Consider the following 19,819-nt stretch of genomic DNA (forward strand, 5'->3'; position numbering starts at 1 on the left):
TATAATTTATTTATTATGGATTTATCAACAGGAGCAGGATTAATTTACGTAGGTATCGGTTTAGCAGTACTAGGTGTAGGTCTAGGTATCGGTAAAATCGGTGGTCACGCAATGGACGCTATCGCTAGACAACCAGAACAAGCTGGTAAGATTCAAGGAGCAATGCTTATTGCTGCTGGTCTTATTGAAGGTGCTGGTCTTATCGCGATCATCTTTGGTGCTTTCATCAAGTAATCTATCCTCAAAAAACATTCTTAGCAGTAAAGCGGTTGGCTGCTGCTAAGAATTTTTAAAAAAACAATCCATAAAATAACATTTAAAAAAAGAATTTACAGATATGGGAATTATTGAACCTGGAATTGGACTTTTGTTTTGGATGACCCTTACTTTTGTTATCCTATTATTTCTTCTAGCTAAATTCGCTTGGAAACCAATTGTAAATGCTGTTAATGAAAGAGAAACTTCTATCGTTGATGCATTAAACCAAGCTAAATTGGCTAAAAAAGAGATGGAAGATCTTAAAGCTGACAACGAAAGAATTATTCGTGAAGCTAAAATTGAAAGAGACGCTATCCTTAAAGAAGCTAGAGAAATTAAAGACAGAATCGTAGGTGAAGCTAAAGATGTTGCTAAAACGGAAGGAGACAAACTTATTGAAGCTGCTAAGCAAACAATCAACGCTGAGAAAAACGCTGCAATGGCAGACATCAAAACTCAGATCGGTGCTTTATCTGTAAACATTGCAGAATCTATCTTGAAACAAAAGTTAGATAACACGGAAGCTCAAAACGAATTAGTTCAAAATTATATCAACAAATCTAACCTTAACTAAGAATGCTTACATCTAAAGTAGCGAAAAGATACGCACAGGGTTTACTTGATTTCACTAATGAATCAGGTCAAACAGCTGCCGTGTTTTCTGAAATGAAAGATGTAGTGAAGATCATGATTGAATCTCAGGATTTGAACAAATTCTTCCTTACACCTTACATTGATGCAAAAAAGAAAATAGAGGTAGCAAACGAAATTTTCAAAGGTTTATCAGCATCTTCCCAGAATTTGATCAAATTGGTTATTAAACACGGACGTGAAAGCCAATTAAAAAATATCGCTCAGGAATTCATTAACAAAGTTGAAGACATCAACGGAGTACAGAGAGTAACGCTTACAACCGCTACTCAGCTTTCTAAAGAGAATATTGATCAGATTCTAAGATCTACCAACTTGGTGAATGCCAATTCAAACTTCGATTTGAAACTCATCATCAACCAAGATATTTTAGGTGGATATATCCTAAGAGTAGGAGACCAGCAGGTAGACGCGTCTGTGAAGACCAAATTGAACCAAGTTAAAAAAGATTTCCAATTAAATTAAGAAAAACAACCATACAATGGCAGAAATAAATCCGGCAGAAGTATCTGCGATCTTAAAACAGCAATTGGCCAACTTCGATACTCAATCAAACGTTGAGGAAGTAGGTACAGTTTTAACCATCGGTGATGGTATTGCTCGTGTATACGGGTTAGAAAACGTACAATACGGAGAGTTGGTGAAATTTTCTAGTGATGTAGAAGGTATTGTACTTAACCTTGAAGAAGACAACGTAGGTGTTGCTCTACTTGGTGAAAGTAAATTAGTAAAAGAAGGGGATACAGTAAGAAGAACAAACAGAATCTCTTCTATTAAAGTAGGAGAAGGTATGTTAGGAAGAGTAGTTGATACTCTTGGTAACCCTATCGATGGTAAAGGTCCTATCACAGGAGATTTATACGAAATGCCATTAGAAAGAAAAGCTCCTGGAGTTATCTTCAGACAACCAGTAACTGAACCTTTACAGTCTGGTATCGTTGCAATTGATGCGATGATTCCTGTAGGAAGAGGTCAGAGAGAGCTTATCATTGGTGACAGACAAACAGGTAAAACTACTGTTGCGATCGATACGATCATCAACCAAAAAGAATTCTTTGATGCTGGTAAACCAGTATATTGTATATATGTTGCTATCGGTCAGAAAGCTTCTACTGTAGCACAAATCGTTAAAACCCTTTCTGATAAAGGAGCTTTAGCTTATACTGTAATCGTTGCAGCTAATGCATCAGATCCAGTTCCAATGCAGGTATATTCTGCAATGGCCGGAGCTTCTATCGGTGAGTTCTTCAGAGACACTGGTAGACCAGCGCTTATCGTTTATGATGATTTATCTAAACAAGCTGTTGCTTACCGTGAGCTTTCTCTACTATTGAGAAGACCACCGGGCCGTGAAGCTTACCCTGGAGACGTTTTCTATCTTCACTCAAGACTATTGGAAAGAGCTGCAAAAGTAATTGCTGATGATAACATCGCTAAGCAAATGAACGATTTGCCAGAATCTCTTAGACCAATCGTGAAAGGAGGTGGTTCATTAACTGCTCTTCCAATCATCGAAACTCAGGCTGGTGACGTTTCTGCATATATCCCTACAAACGTAATCTCTATTACTGACGGACAGATCTTCTTGGAGTCTGATCTATTCAACTCAGGGGTTCGTCCTGCAATCAACGTAGGTATCTCTGTATCGAGAGTAGGAGGTAATGCTCAGATCAAATCAATGAAAAAAGTTTCTGGTACTCTTAAATTAGACCAGGCTCAATATAAAGAACTAGAAGCGTTTGCTAAATTCGGTTCTGACCTTGATGCTTCTACTTTAGCAGTTATCTCTAAAGGAGAAAGAAACGTGGAGATCCTTAAGCAGCCGGTAAATGCACCACTTCCTGTAGAAAGTCAGGTAGCGATCGTATATGCTGGAACAGAAAACTTAATGAGAAACGTTCCATTGAACAAGATTAAAGAATTCCAACACGAATATATCGAGTTCCTAAAATCTAAGCACCCAGATACAATGGCTGCTATCAAAGCTGGAAAAATCGATAACGATATTACAGGTGTTCTTAAGCAGGCAGCTAACGATTTAGCTTCTAAATACAACTAATAAAATTCAATGTTTAAGGTTTAAAATATAACGTTTTAAGCCTTAAACTTTAGACCTTAAACTTTGAACCCAAATTAATGGCAAACTTAAAAGAAATACGAGGCAGAATTACGTCAATTTCATCTACGATGCAGATTACACGTGCTATGAAAATGGTTTCCGCTGCGAAACTTAAAAAAGCACAGGACGCAATCGTAATGTTAAGACCTTATTCTGAAAAATTACAGGAGCTTATCCAGAATGTAAATTCTAGCTCTGATCCTGACCAGGTTTCTGTATATGCTCAGAAAAGAGAGGTTAAAAGAATACTTTTCATCGCTGTTACTTCAAACAGAGGTCTTGCGGGAGCTTTTAACTCTTCAATTGTAAAAGAGCTTAACCTTCAGTACCAGAACAATTCTCGATATGAGATTGAAGTTCTTCCTGTAGGTAAAAAAGTATATGATGCTGTAAGAAGAAGTCGTTCAGTATATGCTAATGGAAGTTCTGTTTATGATAACTTAAACTTTGATGCTGTTGCGCATATTACAGAAGGAGTAATGGCTAGCTTCAAAGAAGGTAAATTTGACGAAGTTTATGTTATTTATAACAAATTCGTTAATGCTGCAACTCAGGAAGTAACTACAGAGCAGCTTCTTCCCATCTCAATGCCTGAAACTACAGAACCACAGGTTGAAACAGATTATATCTTTGAACCTAACAGAGCCGAGATCTTGGATAACTTAATTCCAAAGTCTATCAAAACTCAGGTTTTCAAAGCAATCTTAGATTCAGTAGCATCTGAGCACGGAGCTAGAATGACTGCAATGCACAAAGCTACAGATAATGCAGAAGCTTTGAGAAATGATCTTAAGATCTTCTACAACAAAGCAAGACAGGCTGCAATTACCAATGAAATCTTGGAAATTGTTTCCGGAGCAGAAGCTTTGAAAAATTCGTAAAGAATTATTTTAACATACAATCAAAAGCATCGATCTTATCGGTGCTTTTTTTGTTTTTAAAGGTTAAAAAACACAATTAAGCACCCAAAAAGACATCTTTTTGTATAGAAATGAAAAGGATATCCAATTATTTTTTTTATTGCGAAATAGATAGGTCTTAAGAAGTCAATTTTCTTGTCAAAAATTCCCCTATTGAAATAATCTATCTCGGATTCAGGTTATTTTTATTTTGCATATCTTTGTACTTAATAAAATTTATACAACTTCTAAATGGACTCGGACATAGTCAGGCTTTTGCTGGCCTTATTTCTTGTATTACTAAATGGCTTCTTCGTAGCCGCAGAATTTTCAATTGTTAAAGTTCGTTACTCTCAAATTCAATTAAAAGCCGCAGAAGGGGATTCTATGGCAAAACAGGCAGAACATATCATCAAGCATTTGGATGAATATCTTTCCGCTACACAATTAGGAATTACATTGGCATCCCTTGCCCTTGGTTGGGTAGGAGAGAGTGCCCTGCATCATATTGTTGAAAACATATTTCACTCTTTAAATGTAGAATTAACCCAAACAACAATTACTACCATTTCAGTGGTGACTAGTTTTGTGTTGATTACTATTATGCATATTGTATTTGGTGAACTTATCCCAAAATCAATAGCCATCAGAAAATCAGAAGCTACAACAATGGCTACAGCTGTACCGTTGAGAGTTTTCTACACGATTTTCAAACCGTTTATCTGGTTGATGAACTCCATGTCTAATGGTTTTTTAAGACTGATCAAAATTCACCCCGCTTCAGAGCAGGAAATCCACTCTACAGAAGAGCTTCAGCTTTTGGTAAAACAAAGTGCAGACAGTGGTGAAATTGAAGAAGAGAACTACGAAATCATTAAAAATGCATTTGATTTTACAGATCACTCTGCAAAACAGATCATGGTTCCAAGACAGAATATTACTTCCATCGACTTTGAAGAAGATGTGAACGATATTATTAATACCATTATGGATAGCGGTTACTCCCGTATTCCTGTATATCTTGATTCTATTGACAATGTAATCGGTATTTTCTATACGAAGGAAATTATAAGAGAATTTGTTAAAAGAAAAGGAGCTTTAGACCATGAGGATCTTAAAGATCTGATGCGTGATGCCTTTTTCGTAGTAGAAAGCAAGAAAGTTTCAGACTTATTGAAAATTTTCCAACAGAAAAAACAACACCTTGCTATCGTTATTGATGAATTTGGTGGAACAGAAGGTATTATTACCCTTGAAGATATTCTGGAAGAGCTTGTAGGAGAAATTCAGGATGAAGAAGATGAGGAAGAAAAGATTGTTGATAAAATTGCTGATAATACCTATTGGGTACAGGCAACTCAACCTCTGGATGAAATCAATGAATTCTTACCCAAAAGACTTCCTCTTTCCGAAGAAAGTGAATACAACTCATTAGCAGGATTTATCCTTTATGAACTAGAAGATATTCCTGAAGAAAACCAGGAATTTGATCTGGATGATTATCATTTCAAAATTCTGAAAATGAACAATAAGAGTGTGGAACTCGTTGAATTGATATATCAGGCACCCAATGCTATTGATAGTTTAGCAGAAAAAATTGGTGAAGTTTAAAACAACTAAGAATGAATTTTTATAATACGATAAAAGACTACGAAGATCCGAAACGTCAGTATGAGGAAGAAGTTCTTGTACTGGATGATACGGATGAAGTCTACAAACTGGTGCTGCATAATGATGATGTTCATACCTTCGATTATGTAATCGACAGCCTGATTGAAATATGTAAGCATACACTAGAACAGGCAGAACAATGTACAATGCTTGTTCATTACAAGGGCAAATGTACCGTAAAAACAGGCTCACTAGATCTTTTGAAGCCGATGCACGAAAAATTACTTTCACGCGAATTAACAAGTGAAATCGTATAAAATAAAAACCGGCCAGCCATTGGCCGGTTTTTTTTGTGAACCTTTTTTATGAATACTCTGTATTGTCATTCCGACGAAGGAGGAATCTCATAATCTAAGTATTCTAAATTTGATACCTAGTTTTATTGCTCTTGCAAATTATGTTAACGCAGCGTTCGCAAGGTTCTTAATTAAAAGAATAAAGAATTCCGTTCGCAGAGGCGTTAGAACTTAGCCAAGACCCTTTATTGAGGATATTGCTGAATGAAATGCTCTTGCGAACGAAAAATATCCATACAATTTTATAGACCCTTCGCGTATTCCTGGCATTAAAAAAATAAGACAGTAGTTTTTAAAAGATAAAAGCAATTTTTTCTCACCAAATCAACCAATTTTCAGTATTCCAACTATTTTAAAGACTAATTACTTTAACTTCAATAGATAAGAATTTCTTAATTGGTCAATTTCGCTCTCTGCATTGCCACATTTTATCTAAAATAGTATATTTGTACCAACTATAAAGAAACAAAAAAACAATGCTTGTAATAGGAATTGCCGGTGGGACAGGATCGGGCAAAACTACAGTTGTTGATAAGATACTTCAGCAGCTTGATATCGAAGGAATGAATATCCTTTCACAGGATAATTATTATCACGACAACCAAGGTCTTACACTGACAGAAAGAGAGGCTTTAAATTATGACCATCCGAAGTCAATAGATTTTGAACTATTGATAAAACACGTAAAAGCTTTAAAAAATAATGAGGCGATAGAACAACCGATTTATAGCTTTGTGACCCATTCCAGAACAGGAGATCACGTAACTGTAGAACCTAAGAATGTATTGGTAGTAGAAGGAATTTTGGTTCTTACCAATAAAGAATTACTGAAAGAATTTGATCTGAAAGTATTCGTTCACGCAGATTCTGATGAAAGACTTATAAGGAGGATCAGAAGAGATACTCAGGAAAGAGGAAGAGATCTGAGCGAAGTATTACACCGCTATCAGACAACTTTAAAACCAATGCACCAGGAATTCATAGAGCCATCTAAAAATGATGCCGATCTTATTATCCCAAATATGAAACAGAATTCCGTAGCCATTGATTTTTTAACTACTGTTATTAAAAACTCGTTGAAAAAACATTAAAAAAAAATGGAAGAAAATAACCTTATCAAAGACATTCAGCCGAAATCTGAAACATTCAAACTTATCCAAAAATATGTGTTGAATAAGTATACCATTACGATCTGTCTGTTTTTGGTATGGATGATTTTCTTCGACAAAACCTCATTTCTTGTAATTAACGAACTGAATGGTGAGATTCATAAATATGAAGATCAATTGGAGTATTATAAAAAAGAATACGAAAAGAACGATGCCTTCTATAAAAAATTGATGAACAACAAATCAGAAAAGGAAAAATACGCAAGAGAAAATTATTTTATGAAGAAGCCAAATGAAGAAATCTTCATTTTGGTGGTCGACAGTACAAAAGTCGCTAAGAAATAATAATAGGATACGTCAATAGGGAAGAGTTTATCAATTCGCCATTGCCCATTCACAATTTAAATAAAACTAATGTCAAATACCGCTACACTTCCAAATTGGGAAAATTTAGTAAAAAAACAGCTTAAAACAGAGGATATTTATCCTATTCTGGAAAAGGAAAACCTGGAAGGAATAGAAGTAAGACCTTTCTATACAGAGGTTAAAAAACCTCTGGTAAATCTGCCAAGAGTTGAAGAAAGTACCCATTTGGTGGCTAGATATCACGAAAGTCTGGAAGAAGAAGTATTTGCATTTTTACTTGATCAGAATGTAGAAGATCTGAGCGAGAAAACCCTCTTTGTCAACAATAAAGAACTTGCAGGACATATTACACCTCAGGATGAAGATCAATATTTTTCTTTAATTGACGTCTTCAATGAAAAAGACGCAATAATTGACGATCAATTGGCAAAGGAATTATTGGCAAAAGGATTCAAAAGAAGTATTTGTGTAGATATTTCACTGCATCAGAATGCAGGAGCTGCTATCTATCAGCAATTAGGGATTGCTTTGGCAAAAACAAAAGAGCTGGTAGAAGTATATGGCGCTGAAATTCTCAATACATTAATCTTCAGAATTGCCGTAGGAGGTAATTATTTCTTTGAAATGGCAAAACTAAGAGCCTTTAAAATGGTTTTTAACCAGCTTTCCAAAGAATATGGATTGGATGAGATTCCTTACATCTTTGCAGAGACTTCTCTTAGAAATAAGGCTGTTTCTGATAATGAAAACAACCTGATCCGTTCTACATTGGAATTAGCTTCAGCAATGATTGGTGGGGCAGATGCCGTTTTTACAAACAATTATCTTGTAAACAGAAGTACAGATAACTCTGAGGAAATTTCTTTCAAGCAGCAGATTGTTCTGGCGTATGAAAGTATCATCAATGTATTTGAAGATGCTGGAAACGGAAGCTTCTATATTGAAGATGTTACTCAACAGATTGCAGACAAGGCTTGGGAGTTATTTGTTGAAATGGAAGAAGCTGGAGGCTATCTTGAACTTTTAAAACAGGGAGTAGTTCAAAAAAAGATCTACGACCATGCTATTGAAGAGCAACAGTGGATAGAAGAAGGGAAAATAAAGCTGATAGGAGTCAATCTGTACCCTAAATTAGACGTTAAAAAGTCGATTGCAGATTTATACGACGAAAAAGAAATAAAAGCCGTTCGCTGGGCTGAAATGTTTGAATAAAACATTAATTATACCATGAAAAAAAGCTTCTTAATTTTCCTTTTATTGTTTTTCGGATTATGTTTTTCTCAAACCGAGAAAGATTTGTATGGAAAGTGGGTAGGAACAGATGCGGGTAGCTATGGCTCATTCACGTTTTTTTCCGATGGTTTTGTAAAAGCAGAGCTTGAAGGATTGAATATTGATGGTAGAAATCATGTAATTCCTGATGGACCAAATAAAGGAAAAATTGGACATGTGAAATATACTGCTGATTTTTCAAAAAAAATAATTAAATTTAATTTGATTGGATCATACAATGATTTCAATAATAAACTTGAAGAAAGTAAATTTTTAAGTGGACTTATTAAATTTATTAATGAGGATGAATTGCTACTGTTCTTCGACTTTGAAAACGAAACCCCGGCAGATATTGATCCTGCATCTCCAAATGTAATAACACTGCGTAGAGAAAAAGGCTTATAGTTTTAGGAATGAAAGAAAAACTGATTGATTTATTTGAATACACCTATCATTTCAATGTTGAGATGATTAAAGTGATCTCTGAAAACAGAGAACTTGTAGATGATAAAACAATCAATCTCATTAATCACACGCTTAATGCACAACAAATCTGGAATGCCCGGATACTGGGAGAGACCACCTTTGAAGTGTGGCAAATCAACCCTTTTGAATCCCTGATAGAAATCAATCATGGGAATTTTCTTAAAAGCATTGATATTATCACCAATCTTGATCTCGAAAAGAGAATAGAATATCAGAATTCAAGAGGAACGAAATTTGAGAACAGTATTTTTGAAATGCTTTTTCATGCAGTGAATCACTCTACCTATCACAGAGGGCAAATCAATTCTTTGCTCAAACAGAATGGGATAACCCCTGTATTGACTGACTATATTTTTTATAAGAGAAACCCTTAATATAATGATGCTTCGATTCCATTCAGCATGACATTATTACAAATTAATTGTAAGAATAAAACAATTAGTATTAGAGATGCCATGCTAAGCGGAATCGAAGTATTCATATTATTATTTACAATCTGGAACAAATCTGTGGGAAACAAACTATTAAACAAAGAAGTTCAAGACTATATCAACGCAAATCTAAAGGCAGATCTGCACTCATTACTATTAAAAAAATCTCCGTTTCCTGAAGTTTCTATGCAGGAAATTGTACAACAAATTAAAGGAAAACAGGTAGCAGAGAAAAAGTTTCCTTTCCTATTGAAGGATGGAGTTATTTTTCCACCACAGCTCAATATGGAGCAATCATCATCTGAAAAGACGGCTCTTTATAAATCTCAGATTTTAAAAGGTAAAAAGTTTATTGATCTAACCAGCGGTTTTGGAATTGATGCTTATTATCTATCTCAAAATTTTGAAGATATTACTTTAATAGAGCAAAATATAGAGCTTTTAGAGATTGTTGAGCACAATTGGAATGTTCTAGAGAAGAAAGCAAGATTTATCAATCAGAAATTAGAAGATTTTTTAAATGAAAATCAGGAAAACTTTGATAGCATTTATCTTGACCCAGCCCGAAGAGATCAGAATAAAAACAAGGTTTTTCTTTTGGAGGATCTTTCCCCGAACATCCTTGAAATCCAGGAAAAATTGATGTCAATATCAAGTCAGGTGATTATTAAGCTTTCACCATTAATTGACCTGAAATATCTTGTTTCAGTTGTACCCAATATTTTCAGACTTGATATTATTGCGCTTAAAAATGATGTAAAAGAAGTGGTAGCCTTTGTATCTGGAGAAAAGAAGAAAGGAATTTTTTGCAACTGTGTGAACCTTGAAAGTGGAGAATCTGACTTTAGTTTCACATTTGGGGATGAAGAAAATGCTCAATCGGAGTACTCTGAACCTGAAAAATTCATTTACATTCCCAATAATTCCATTTTAAAGGCTGGAACTTTTAATTTAGTTTCTGAAAAATTCGGGGTTAAAAAATTACATCCCAATACTCACTTATATACTTCTTCTGAAAAGATTACCGAATTCCCTGGAAGAATTTTCGAAATGGAAGTTATTGATTCTAAAAAGATTAAAAAGAAGGAGCAATACAATATTATTTCAAAAAACTATCCTCTAAAACCTGAGGAGATCAAAAAGAAATATGGATTAAAAGATGGTGGAAATGCCTACCTTATTTTTACACAGTCCAAAAAAGGGAAAATTATTTTAAAATCAGTATAAAAATGTTGCCAAAAGAAACAGGATTTCTTAATTTTGGGCAATCAAAAATTAGAGCATGAAATCGCTCGCTGTTTAGCTTAATAGAATAAACTAAAATAGTGCGGTTCCATATGACATTTAAAAAATAAATTTTACATATGAAAAAATTAGTTATATGTTTAGCGATTGCAACGGTAGCTGTAAGCTGTAAAAAAGTACCGCAGGGTGGAAATAAAGGTACTTTGAAACTTGAAGAAGGAGTAGATAGATATTCTGATGATGCTCAGGGTGGAGAAGCTCATGCTACACATGGGGCTGCTGCTGAACATAAGGAAGAAGCAGCTAAACCAGAAGTTGCAGCTCCTAAAACAGATAGTACTGCTGCTGCAAAGCCTGCTGAAAAAAAGGAAGAGGCTCCAAAAGCTGAACACTAATTATTAGTATACAATATAAAAATGCCCTGTTTTTTGACAGGGCATTTTTTATTTTTAAAAATCACTAACAGGGCAATCATCAGGAAATAATATTTTTCTTTAGAAAATCCTGTGTTTTTACTTGGTCCAGCGGTGCATTTTTTTTAATTTTAACAAAATAAAATTTTACAATGCAAGAGACATTAAATTACATCAACGAAAACAAACAGCGTTTCGTGGATGAATTATTTGAGTTATTGAGAATCCCTTCTATTTCTGCAGATCCGGCATATAAAGATGATGTATTGAAGTGTGCGGATGTATGTGCAGAACACCTTAAGAATGCAGGAGCTGACAATGTTGAAATATGTGAAACTAAAGGTTACCCTATCGTTTTCGGAGAAAAAATTATAGATACAAACCTTCCAACGGTATTGGTTTACGGACACTACGACGTACAGCCTGCAGATCCATTGGAATTATGGAGAAAGCCACCTTTCGAGCCTTATATCGAGAAAACGGAACTTCACCCGGACGGAGCTATCTTTGCAAGAGGAGCTGCAGATGATAAAGGACAGTTCTTTATGCACCTGAAAGCGTTTGAAGCAATGATGAGAACCAATACACTTCCTTGCAACGTTAAATTTATTCTGGAAGGAGAAGAAGAAGTAGGATCTGTAAGTTTAGGAGACTTTGTGAATGAAAACAAAGAAAAACTATCTTGTGACTCTATTCTGATTTCAGATACACATATCTATAGCAATGAACAACCAACTGTTACAACAGGACTAAGAGGATTAAGCTATGTAGAAGTAGAAGTGGAAGGACCGAACAGAGACCTTCACTCAGGACTTTATGGTGGAGCGGTTCCAAACCCGATTCATGTATTGTCTAGAATGATTGCTAATCTTATTGATGAAAATGGGCATATCACTATTGACGGTTTCTATGATAATGTGGAGATTGTATCTGATGCCGACAGAACAGAAATGAATAAACTAAAGGATAATCCTGAAGAATTCAAAAAATCTATCGGATTGAGCAATATTGAAGGAGAAAAAGGATATACAACTTTAGAAAGAGCTTCTATTCGTCCTACTTTAGACTGTAATGGTATCTGGGGTGGATATACAGGAGAAGGGGCTAAAACAGTAATTCCTTCCAAAGCTTTCGCTAAAATTTCAATGCGTTTGGTTCCTTACCAGACTCCTGAAGAAATTACAGAGAAATTCACGAAATATTTCGAAAAAATTGCTCCGGATACTGTAAAAGTAAAAGTAACGCCTCACCACGGAGGAATGCCTTATGTATTACAAAGTGATACCAAAGAATTCTTAGCGGCTAAAAAGGCTATGGAAACAGCATTTGGGAAAGAAGTATTACCATACAGAAGTGGTGGAAGTATTCCAATTACAGCTATGTTCGAGAAGGTTTTAGGAGCTAAGTCAGTATTGATGGGCTTTGGGTTGGATTCTGATGCGATCCACTCTCCAAACGAGCACTATGGATTATTTAATTTCTACAAAGGAATTGAAAGTATTCCATTATTTTTTGAAAATTATTCAAAATAAATATTGAATACAACCATATATAATTTATAACCAGGCGCTTCTTATAAGCGCCTGGTTTTTTTTAACCTATGGTAAAAACTAAAAGAATGAATAATTCCTTGAAAAGAGTTTTTATGAAAAAAAATATATTTTGAGTTTAATTAGAATAATAATAAAATACAGCCTATAAAAAGATAAACCCTCTGAAAACAAAAGCTTTATTTTTTATTTGTAGATAGTTATTTCACTATTCAAGGAAAGTTTATATTTTTATTCCAAACTTGAAAACTATGAAAAAAATCTACTCAATCGCTTGCGCTTTATTGGGGGTGTTTTGCATTGCCCAACAGGCGGTATCTTTTGAAGATATTGAAGGTTTTATGACCGGAAATATTCACGGACAAGGAGCATGGATCAGTACTCCTACAGGTGGCAATCCTGAAAACGTTACCCATCAGACGATCAGTACAGATGCGGCGACCGATGGAAACAGTGCTCTGAAAATTGTTAGAGAATCCATTTATGGCATTCAGCCGGAACCTATTATTGGTGGGTTTTATAATTTAGGAACTCCACTTACCAGTACCCATTTTTCAGTTTCATTTGATATTAATATGTCCCAGCTTAACGAATCTGTGTTTGGCTTTCAGGGTGTAGATTATGTGAATGAGAAGACTGTAGTAAGAGTGGACTTTGATAAAACAGGGATAATAAAAATTTTAAATAAGGATCCAAATGTTCAGAATATGGTTTCTACTTCCGGAGTTTGGGCTCCCAATGCATGGTATAGAGTTAAGATAGTAGGCACGGCAATGGAGACCAGATATTATTTGAATGATACTTTAATTTATGCAGAACCGGTTTCAAGCCCTCTTGCTATGGACCAGCTGCGATTTGTTCACAATAATGGACTAGGAACAGCCTATTTTGATAATATTAAAATTAATGATGAATTGATGTTGTCTGTTAAAGAAACAATGCCGGATGCTAAAACATTCATTCTATATCCTAATCCTGTAACGGATCTTCTTCATATCAAATCCAAAGAAAACGTAAACAAAGTGGAAATCTATGATATCAGTGGAAGAAAAATGTCTGCAGATTTGAATGACAATCAAGTAAATGTTAAAAACCTGAATCCAGGAAGCTATATTATTAACATTGAAACGAAAAAAGGTAAAACTACTGAGAAGTTTATTAAAAAATAATACCTGATAAATCTTAGTATCAGTAAAACGCTCCATTTGGAGCGTTTTTGTTATTTTAGAGAAATATTTTAAAACAATATGTCAAAAAATAAAACCGCATATATAACAGGAGGAACCAAAGGGATAGGATTTGGGATTGCAAAAATTTTGCTTGAAAATGGAATTTCAGTAGCATTTTCAGGAAGAAAAAGAGAGGATGTTATGAAAGCTGAAGAAGATCTTAAACAGTATTCTGATAATGTCCTGGGAATTGTTTCTGATGTAAGAAGCCTTGAGAGTGAAGAAGAAGCTGTAAAATATACCATTGAAAAATTCGGGAGACTGGATTATGTAATTGCCAATGCAGGTTTAGGGATATTCAAACCCGTAGATGAACTAACTGCTGAAGAGTGGAATGATATGATAGAAACCAATCTTACTGGTGTTTTTTATACCTTAAAAGCTTCTGTAGAAGAACTTAAAAAGACAGAAGGCTATTATATTACCATTTCAAGCCTGGCGGGAGCTAATTTCTTTGAAAACGGAACAGGGTACAACGCTTCAAAATTCGGTGTTGTAGGATTTACACAGGCGGCTATGATTGATTTAAGAAAGTATAATATCAAATCTACCGTAATAATGCCGGGATCAGTTGCCACCTATTTTAATGGAAATGTACCTTCAGAAAAAGACAATTGGAAGATCCAGCCTGAAGATATGGGGAATCTGATATTGGATATTTTAAAGATGAATTCGAGGGTTTTGCCTAGTAAAATTGAGTTTAGAGCAACAAAACCAGGCAAATAAATACTTTTAATGTATTGAATAATAATTTAATAAGTATTATGCATGCATAATATATTTTTTATTTATATTAGCAAAAATTAATTCAAACAAAATCTCTGCATAAAGTGTCATGATTTTATGCCTAAAAGAGAAAAAATAAAATAGTACACATGAAAATATTAGTTTGTATTAGTAGTGTTCCGGATACTACTTCCAAAATTAACTTTACAGCAGATAAATCTGCTTTCGACAAAAACGGAATTCAGTGGGTAATCAATCCACTAGATGAATTTGCATTGACAAAAGCGGTTAAACTTCAGGAATCTCAGGGAGCAACTGTAACAGTAATCAATGTAGGAGATGCTGCTACAGAACCTGTAATCAGAAAAGCATTAGCCATTGGTGCTAATGATGCAGTAAGAGTAAACCTTGATCCAAAGGATAGCTATTCTACAGCAAAAGAAATTGCAGCTGTAGCTCAAAACGGAGGATATGATTTGATCCTTTGTGGAAAAGAATCTATCGATTATAACGGTGGATCTGTACCGGGAATGGTCGCTCAGTTATTGAACCAGCCTTTCGTAAACGCATCTGTAGGATTAGATGTAAATGGAAGCGAAGCTACTGCAGTAAGAGAAATCGAAGGTGGAAAAGAAACTATTTCTGTTAAATTACCAGCAATTATCGCAGGTCAGAAAGGATTAGTGGATGAAAAAGACCTTATCATTCCAAACATGAGAGGGATTATGTCTGCAAGAACAAAGCCTTTACAAGTAGTAGAGCCTACTTCTTCAGAAGTTAAAGTTCAGGGAGTATCTTATGACAGTGTTCCACCAAGAGCAGCTGTGAAAATGGTTTCTCCGGACAATCTGGATGAATTGGTAAGATTACTTCACGAAGAAGCTAAAGTGATCTAATTCTTGTAATCCTTTAATTTTTAATCTTTAAATTTAAGAAAATGGCAGTATTCGTATACGCAGAAAATATAAATGGAGTTTACAAAAAAGCAGCTTTTGAAGCAGTTGCTTACGCTAAAGCAGTTGCTGATAAAGCAGGAGATACCGTTACAGCGATCTCTGTAAACCCTACTGATTCTTCAGATTTATTATACAAATATGGAGCATCAAATGTGATCAATATCAAAGACGAAGGTCTTAAAAATTTCTCAGCAAAAGCATTTGCACAGGCTGTAAATGAAGTAGCTGACGGAAATATTATAGTTTTCCCTCACACTACAGATGCTTCTTCAGTAGCTCCTATGTTAGCGATCATGAAGAATTATTCTTTAATTACTAATGCATTAGAGGCTCCTGAAAGTCTTTCACCTTTCCAGGTGAAGAGAAGAGCATTCTCAGGAAAAGGATTTATGCATGCAAAAGCAGAAGGAAACGGAGTAATTGTTACAGTTTCTCAAAATGCTTTCGGTGTTAAAGAAAACGCTGTATCAGGTTCAGAAGAAGTGAAAAACTTATCTGTAGCTAATGATGATACTAAAGTGATTTCTCACGAACAAAGTTCAGGGAAATTAGACCTTAAAGAAGCTGAAGTAGTTGTTTCTGCAGGTAGAGGAATGAAAGGTCCTGAAAACTGGGGAATGGTTGAAGATTTAGCTAATGTTTTAGGAGCAGCTACAGCATGTTCTAAGCCTGTTTCTGACATTGGTTGGAGACCTCACACAGAACACGTAGGACAAACAGGTAAAGCAATTTCACCAAACCTTTATATTGCAATAGGAATTTCAGGAGCTATTCAGCACTTAGCTGGAGTTAACTCTTCAAAAACTATCGTAGTAATCAATAACGACGCTGAAGCACCTTTCTTCAAGTCTGCTGATTATGGAGTAGTAGGAGATGCATTCCAGATTATTCCTGCTTTAACAGAGAAAATCAAAGCAATCAAAGGATAATTCCTTGATTAAAAATATAAATAATCCGAATCCTATCTGGTTATCAATTAAAGTCGAAAGAGAAATCTTTCGACTTTTTTATTTACTTGAATTACTTTATCTTGAAAGCGGGTAAATCTAACTCTATTTATTCCCCAAAATAGGTTATTGTAAAAGATCGTTCACTGACAGCGTAATGTCCGGTATTACAGTTAAAGCATGGGATGCCTCCAAACTCTAGGACCTCGTCCCCATTAAAATACAGGATAATGGTTCCACCTCCGTTATACCACCCGGATTTTCGATTGGACATGCTTTTATATTCGTAAAGTGTATTCGAGTACCGGATATTCCAGGCGAAGCTATTGTAATCTGAAGAAGGACCTATAAAACCCTGTAAAGATAATTGATAATATCCTTTTCTCGGAATAGTATAGGTGTTATCGGTTGTGTTCCAATTACCGTCATTTCTAGTAGTGATAAAAGAGAATTTATTAAAGCCGGTGTTTTCGGATATAATAAATTCATTTGTGGCCCTTCCTGCAGCAATAACGTGAGGTACAAATGAGTTGGGGGTAGTTGCTGTTGTTGACAGTTTTTCCCATACACTTCCATTAAAATAATAAAATCCTGAAATATCTACATTGACAGTAGTTCCTGTTGGTGTTCCTGTGGATATATTATTAATATAAACCATAGTGGATAAAGGAATGTCAGTCATGCTTTGAGCTCTTTGTCTGTCTACCCTCGGGATCAGAATGCCATCTACATTTTTGGCATTTCCCGTGGCTTCTTTGGCTTCTATTGCCAATGTGGTGGAAGGTGTAGCGGTGTTAATTCCTATTTGAGCGTTGATCCCTACAGAAAATAATATTACTCCTGAAATAATTGATTTTTTTTTCATTTTGTTTTTTCTGATTATATTAATATCCTTCTGGCAAAAGGTTTTACAGTACTAATATATGCAATGATAAAAATATGGATCGTGTTTTGTGAAGTATAAAAACCACCGTCAGGCAATATAGCTATGAAATTTTAAATAACGGAGTAGTAGCTGTGACATAAAATTCGTTTAAAAGAATGAAATGTTTTAGAATATCAATATTTTGGATATTTATGAATTTTTTCACCCCTATTTTTGTATAAAAAGTAAAACCTACAACGAAAAATTAATTTATATTTGCAGGTATGGATTATAAGCAGCTAATTATTCGCGGAATATCGTACAGCCAAACCCAATCGGGGGCGTATGCATTGTTATTGGAGCATGAGGAAACACACATAAAATTACCTGTTGTTATAGGAAATTTCGAAGCTCAATCTATCTCTCTTGGATTGGAAAAAGATATCCATCCACCGCGCCCACTTACCCACGACTTATTTTCAAAATTTATCGTTTCAACCAATTATGAGTTAGTTTCTGTAATCATTTACCAGATTGTAGATGGGGTATTCTTTTCAAATATCAACTTTAAAAATAAAGGAACTGAAGAAGAGCTAATCCTTGATGCTAGAACTTCTGATGCTGTTGCTATGGCTGTAAGATTCGATGCACCTATCTTTACCACGCAGCAGGTTCTGAATGAAGCCGGAATCTTATTGGAGCTGGAAGATGTATCAAAAGAAGAGCAGACCTTTTCAGAAACAGTGCAGGCTGAAGACAACTTAAAATCCCTTTCTATGGAAGAACTTCAGAAATTACTGGATGATGCCGTTAAAGAAGAAGATTATGATACTGCCCTTGAAATTCAGGAAGAAATCAAGAGGAGGAAAAAGAAAATTGACTAAAAAGAGATACTTTATATAAAAATGAATTTAAAATTACGACTGACCATCCTCAGTTTTCTCCAGTTTTTTGTATGGGGAGCATGGCTGATTACGATGGCGAACTTCTGGTTTGGCACTAAACATTGGGAAGGAACACAGTTTGGTGCTGTTTTCGGAACCATGGGAATTGCTTCTATCTTTATGCCAACCATTACTGGAATTATTGCTGACCGTTGGGTAAACGCCGAACGTATTTTTTCAGTATTACACATTCTTTACGGGGCTATTCTTTTCGTTTTGCCACACTCTGCAGATCCTAATTCTTTCTTTTCGGTGATGCTTGTTGCAATGTGTTTTTATATGCCTACTATTGCTTTAGCCAATTCAATTTCCTACACTATTTTAAAGAATAATAACATGGATGTGGTGAAAGACTTTCCGCCAATCCGTGTATGGGGTACCATCGGTTTTATTGTAGCCATGTGGATTACTAACCTTAGTGGAAATAAAGCAACAGAAGGACAATTTTATATTGGTGGAGCAGTAGCTATATTCTTAGGAATTTATGCTCTTACGTTACCAAAATGTCCGCCACAAAAACTAATCGATAAAAGCTCTCCACTATCTGAGCAATTAGGATTAAATGCATTTAAGCTTTTCGGAAACTATAAAATGGCTTTGTTCTTTTTATTTTCAATGCTTTTAGGAGCAGCGCTTCAGTTAACAAATGCTTATGGAGATGTATTTTTAAGTGAATTTTCTCATTTTCCGAAATATGCTGATTCATTTGTAGTAAAGAGATCTACCATCATCATGTCGATTTCCCAGGTTTCTGAAACCTTATTTATCCTGGCAATTCCTTTCTTCCTAAAGAAATTCGGTATAAAGAAAGTAATGTTAATGTCTATGCTGGCATGGGTATTAAGATTTGGTTTCTTTGCTTATGGAGTGCCGGACGGTTTTGGTTTATCATTAATTATCCTTTCATGTATTGTATACGGAATGGCCTTTGATTTCTTTAATATTTCAGGGTCCCTTTTCGTAGAGACTACAACAGATAAGAATATCCGTTCTTCTGCTCAAGGATTATTTATGATGATGACCAATGGCTTTGGAGCTGTTTTCGGGAGTTATATCGCAGGTTGGGCTATTGATAAATTCTTTACCCACAAGTTTACTACCGCTACAGAATTATCAACATATTTGGACACAACATCGGATAACCCTACATTCCTAGGGATTTTAAAGAATAGTTTTAACGCAGTTGTAAACTCAGACGGGACGCTTTCTTCTGTTGTTATGGTAAAAGACTGGCAGCAGATTTGGCTTTCATTTGCTATCTACTCATTGGTTTTGGCTATATTTTTTGCTATTTTGTTTAAACACAAACATAATCCTGAAGACGTTTCTTCAGTTAAACACTAATTCAATTAATAACAATACAATATAAAATTGCACTTTCTTATC

At 35.0% G+C, this 19,819-nt stretch carries 22 protein-coding genes and 1 pseudogene; 21 read left to right on the plus strand and 2 right to left on the minus strand.

Annotated elements, in window-relative coordinates; genetic code table 11:
* Positions 1-15: 15 nt before the first annotated feature.
* The 16 genes from BLS98_RS10750 (at position 16) to BLS98_RS23760 (ending at position 13,935) form a co-directional block, all read left to right on the plus strand.
* Positions 16-234 carry an ATP synthase F0 subunit C gene (locus BLS98_RS10750; protein ID WP_007844726.1) on the plus strand — a complete coding sequence of 73 codons (219 nt, stop codon included), beginning with the start codon at positions 16-18 and terminating at the stop codon, positions 232-234.
* A 103-nt stretch (positions 235-337) separates the two neighbouring features.
* A complete protein-coding gene (locus BLS98_RS10755; RefSeq protein ID WP_089736342.1) occupies positions 338-832 on the plus strand; it encodes a F0F1 ATP synthase subunit B in 495 nt (164 codons plus the stop codon).
* Positions 833-834: 2 nt separating this feature from the next.
* Entirely contained in the window at positions 835-1,374 is a 540-nt protein-coding gene (atpH, locus tag BLS98_RS10760) for an ATP synthase F1 subunit delta (protein ID WP_089736344.1), read from the plus strand.
* A gap of 16 nt (positions 1,375-1,390) precedes the next feature.
* Positions 1,391-2,968 (plus strand): F0F1 ATP synthase subunit alpha, encoded by a 1,578-nt coding sequence (gene atpA, locus BLS98_RS10765; RefSeq protein ID WP_089736347.1) that lies wholly within the window; start codon positions 1,391-1,393, stop codon positions 2,966-2,968.
* Between the two features lie 77 nt (positions 2,969-3,045).
* Positions 3,046-3,909, plus strand: a complete 864-nt coding sequence (gene atpG, locus BLS98_RS10770) for an ATP synthase F1 subunit gamma (protein ID WP_089736349.1) — start codon at positions 3,046-3,048, stop codon at positions 3,907-3,909.
* A 270-nt stretch (positions 3,910-4,179) separates the two neighbouring features.
* Positions 4,180-5,538 carry a hemolysin family protein gene (locus BLS98_RS10775; RefSeq protein ID WP_089736352.1) on the plus strand — a complete coding sequence of 453 codons (1,359 nt, stop codon included), beginning with the start codon at positions 4,180-4,182 and terminating at the stop codon, positions 5,536-5,538.
* Positions 5,539-5,549: 11 nt separating this feature from the next.
* Entirely contained in the window at positions 5,550-5,855 is a 306-nt protein-coding gene (locus BLS98_RS10780; RefSeq protein ID WP_089736353.1) for an ATP-dependent Clp protease adaptor ClpS, read from the plus strand.
* A gap of 515 nt (positions 5,856-6,370) precedes the next feature.
* Positions 6,371-6,985: a uridine kinase gene (gene udk / locus BLS98_RS10785; RefSeq protein ID WP_089736355.1), complete on the plus strand. Its 615-nt coding sequence runs from the start codon at positions 6,371-6,373 to the stop codon at positions 6,983-6,985.
* Between the two features lie 6 nt (positions 6,986-6,991).
* A complete protein-coding gene (locus tag BLS98_RS10790) occupies positions 6,992-7,348 on the plus strand; it encodes an FtsB family cell division protein (RefSeq protein ID WP_068943509.1) in 357 nt (118 codons plus the stop codon).
* A 69-nt stretch (positions 7,349-7,417) separates the two neighbouring features.
* Positions 7,418-8,581 (plus strand): methylmalonyl-CoA mutase family protein, encoded by a 1,164-nt coding sequence (locus tag BLS98_RS10795; RefSeq protein ID WP_089736357.1) that lies wholly within the window; start codon positions 7,418-7,420, stop codon positions 8,579-8,581.
* 15 nt (positions 8,582-8,596) lie between these two features.
* The gene (locus BLS98_RS10800) at positions 8,597-9,046 is read left to right on the plus strand and encodes a hypothetical protein (RefSeq protein WP_089736358.1); all 450 of its coding nucleotides are present in this window, start codon (positions 8,597-8,599) and stop codon (positions 9,044-9,046) included.
* Between the two features lie 8 nt (positions 9,047-9,054).
* Positions 9,055-9,501 (plus strand): DinB family protein, encoded by a 447-nt coding sequence (locus BLS98_RS10805; protein WP_089736360.1) that lies wholly within the window; start codon positions 9,055-9,057, stop codon positions 9,499-9,501.
* Positions 9,502-9,582: 81 nt separating this feature from the next.
* Positions 9,583-10,785, plus strand: coding sequence for a class I SAM-dependent methyltransferase (locus tag BLS98_RS10810; protein WP_089736362.1), 1,203 nt, complete (start codon positions 9,583-9,585; stop codon positions 10,783-10,785).
* Between the two features lie 137 nt (positions 10,786-10,922).
* Complete coding sequence (locus tag BLS98_RS10815; RefSeq protein ID WP_089736365.1) at positions 10,923-11,198, plus strand: hypothetical protein; 276 nt, start codon at positions 10,923-10,925, stop codon at positions 11,196-11,198.
* 170 nt (positions 11,199-11,368) lie between these two features.
* Positions 11,369-12,748 carry a dipeptidase gene (locus tag BLS98_RS10820; RefSeq protein WP_089736366.1) on the plus strand — a complete coding sequence of 460 codons (1,380 nt, stop codon included), beginning with the start codon at positions 11,369-11,371 and terminating at the stop codon, positions 12,746-12,748.
* A 956-nt stretch (positions 12,749-13,704) separates the two neighbouring features.
* The gene (locus tag BLS98_RS23760; RefSeq protein ID WP_394331777.1) at positions 13,705-13,935 is read left to right on the plus strand and encodes a T9SS type A sorting domain-containing protein; all 231 of its coding nucleotides are present in this window, start codon (positions 13,705-13,707) and stop codon (positions 13,933-13,935) included.
* Here the strand turns inward: BLS98_RS23760 and BLS98_RS23765 are convergent.
* Positions 13,912-13,971: pseudogene (locus BLS98_RS23765) on the minus strand (hypothetical protein); the annotation flags it as partial. The gene BLS98_RS23760 and the pseudogene BLS98_RS23765 sit on opposite strands and share 24 nt — an antisense overlap.
* Before the next feature lie 42 nt (positions 13,972-14,013).
* Here BLS98_RS23765 and BLS98_RS10830 point away from each other — a divergent pair.
* The 3 genes from BLS98_RS10830 (at position 14,014) to BLS98_RS10840 (ending at position 16,606) form a co-directional block, all read left to right on the plus strand.
* Positions 14,014-14,721: an SDR family oxidoreductase gene (locus BLS98_RS10830; RefSeq protein WP_089736371.1), complete on the plus strand. Its 708-nt coding sequence runs from the start codon at positions 14,014-14,016 to the stop codon at positions 14,719-14,721.
* 149 nt (positions 14,722-14,870) lie between these two features.
* Complete coding sequence (locus tag BLS98_RS10835) at positions 14,871-15,617, plus strand: electron transfer flavoprotein subunit beta/FixA family protein (RefSeq protein WP_065398045.1); 747 nt, start codon at positions 14,871-14,873, stop codon at positions 15,615-15,617.
* A 41-nt stretch (positions 15,618-15,658) separates the two neighbouring features.
* The gene (locus BLS98_RS10840) at positions 15,659-16,606 is read left to right on the plus strand and encodes an electron transfer flavoprotein subunit alpha/FixB family protein (protein ID WP_089736374.1); all 948 of its coding nucleotides are present in this window, start codon (positions 15,659-15,661) and stop codon (positions 16,604-16,606) included.
* A 127-nt stretch (positions 16,607-16,733) separates the two neighbouring features.
* On the opposite strand, the gene BLS98_RS10845 is transcribed toward BLS98_RS10840, so the two are convergent.
* Positions 16,734-17,489 (minus strand): hypothetical protein, encoded by a 756-nt coding sequence (locus tag BLS98_RS10845; RefSeq protein WP_089736376.1) that lies wholly within the window; start codon positions 17,487-17,489, stop codon positions 16,734-16,736.
* Between the two features lie 284 nt (positions 17,490-17,773).
* On the opposite strand from BLS98_RS10845, the gene BLS98_RS10850 reads away from it, so the two are divergent.
* Positions 17,774-18,373, plus strand: a complete 600-nt coding sequence (locus tag BLS98_RS10850; RefSeq protein WP_089736378.1) for a bifunctional nuclease family protein — start codon at positions 17,774-17,776, stop codon at positions 18,371-18,373.
* Between the two features lie 21 nt (positions 18,374-18,394).
* Entirely contained in the window at positions 18,395-19,777 is a 1,383-nt protein-coding gene (locus BLS98_RS10855; protein ID WP_089736380.1) for a nucleoside permease, read from the plus strand.
* Positions 19,778-19,819 lie beyond the last annotated feature (42 nt).

The sequence above is a fragment of the Chryseobacterium jejuense genome (genome assembly GCF_900100075.1).
Classification (GTDB): Bacteria; Bacteroidota; Bacteroidia; order Flavobacteriales; family Weeksellaceae; genus Chryseobacterium; species Chryseobacterium jejuense.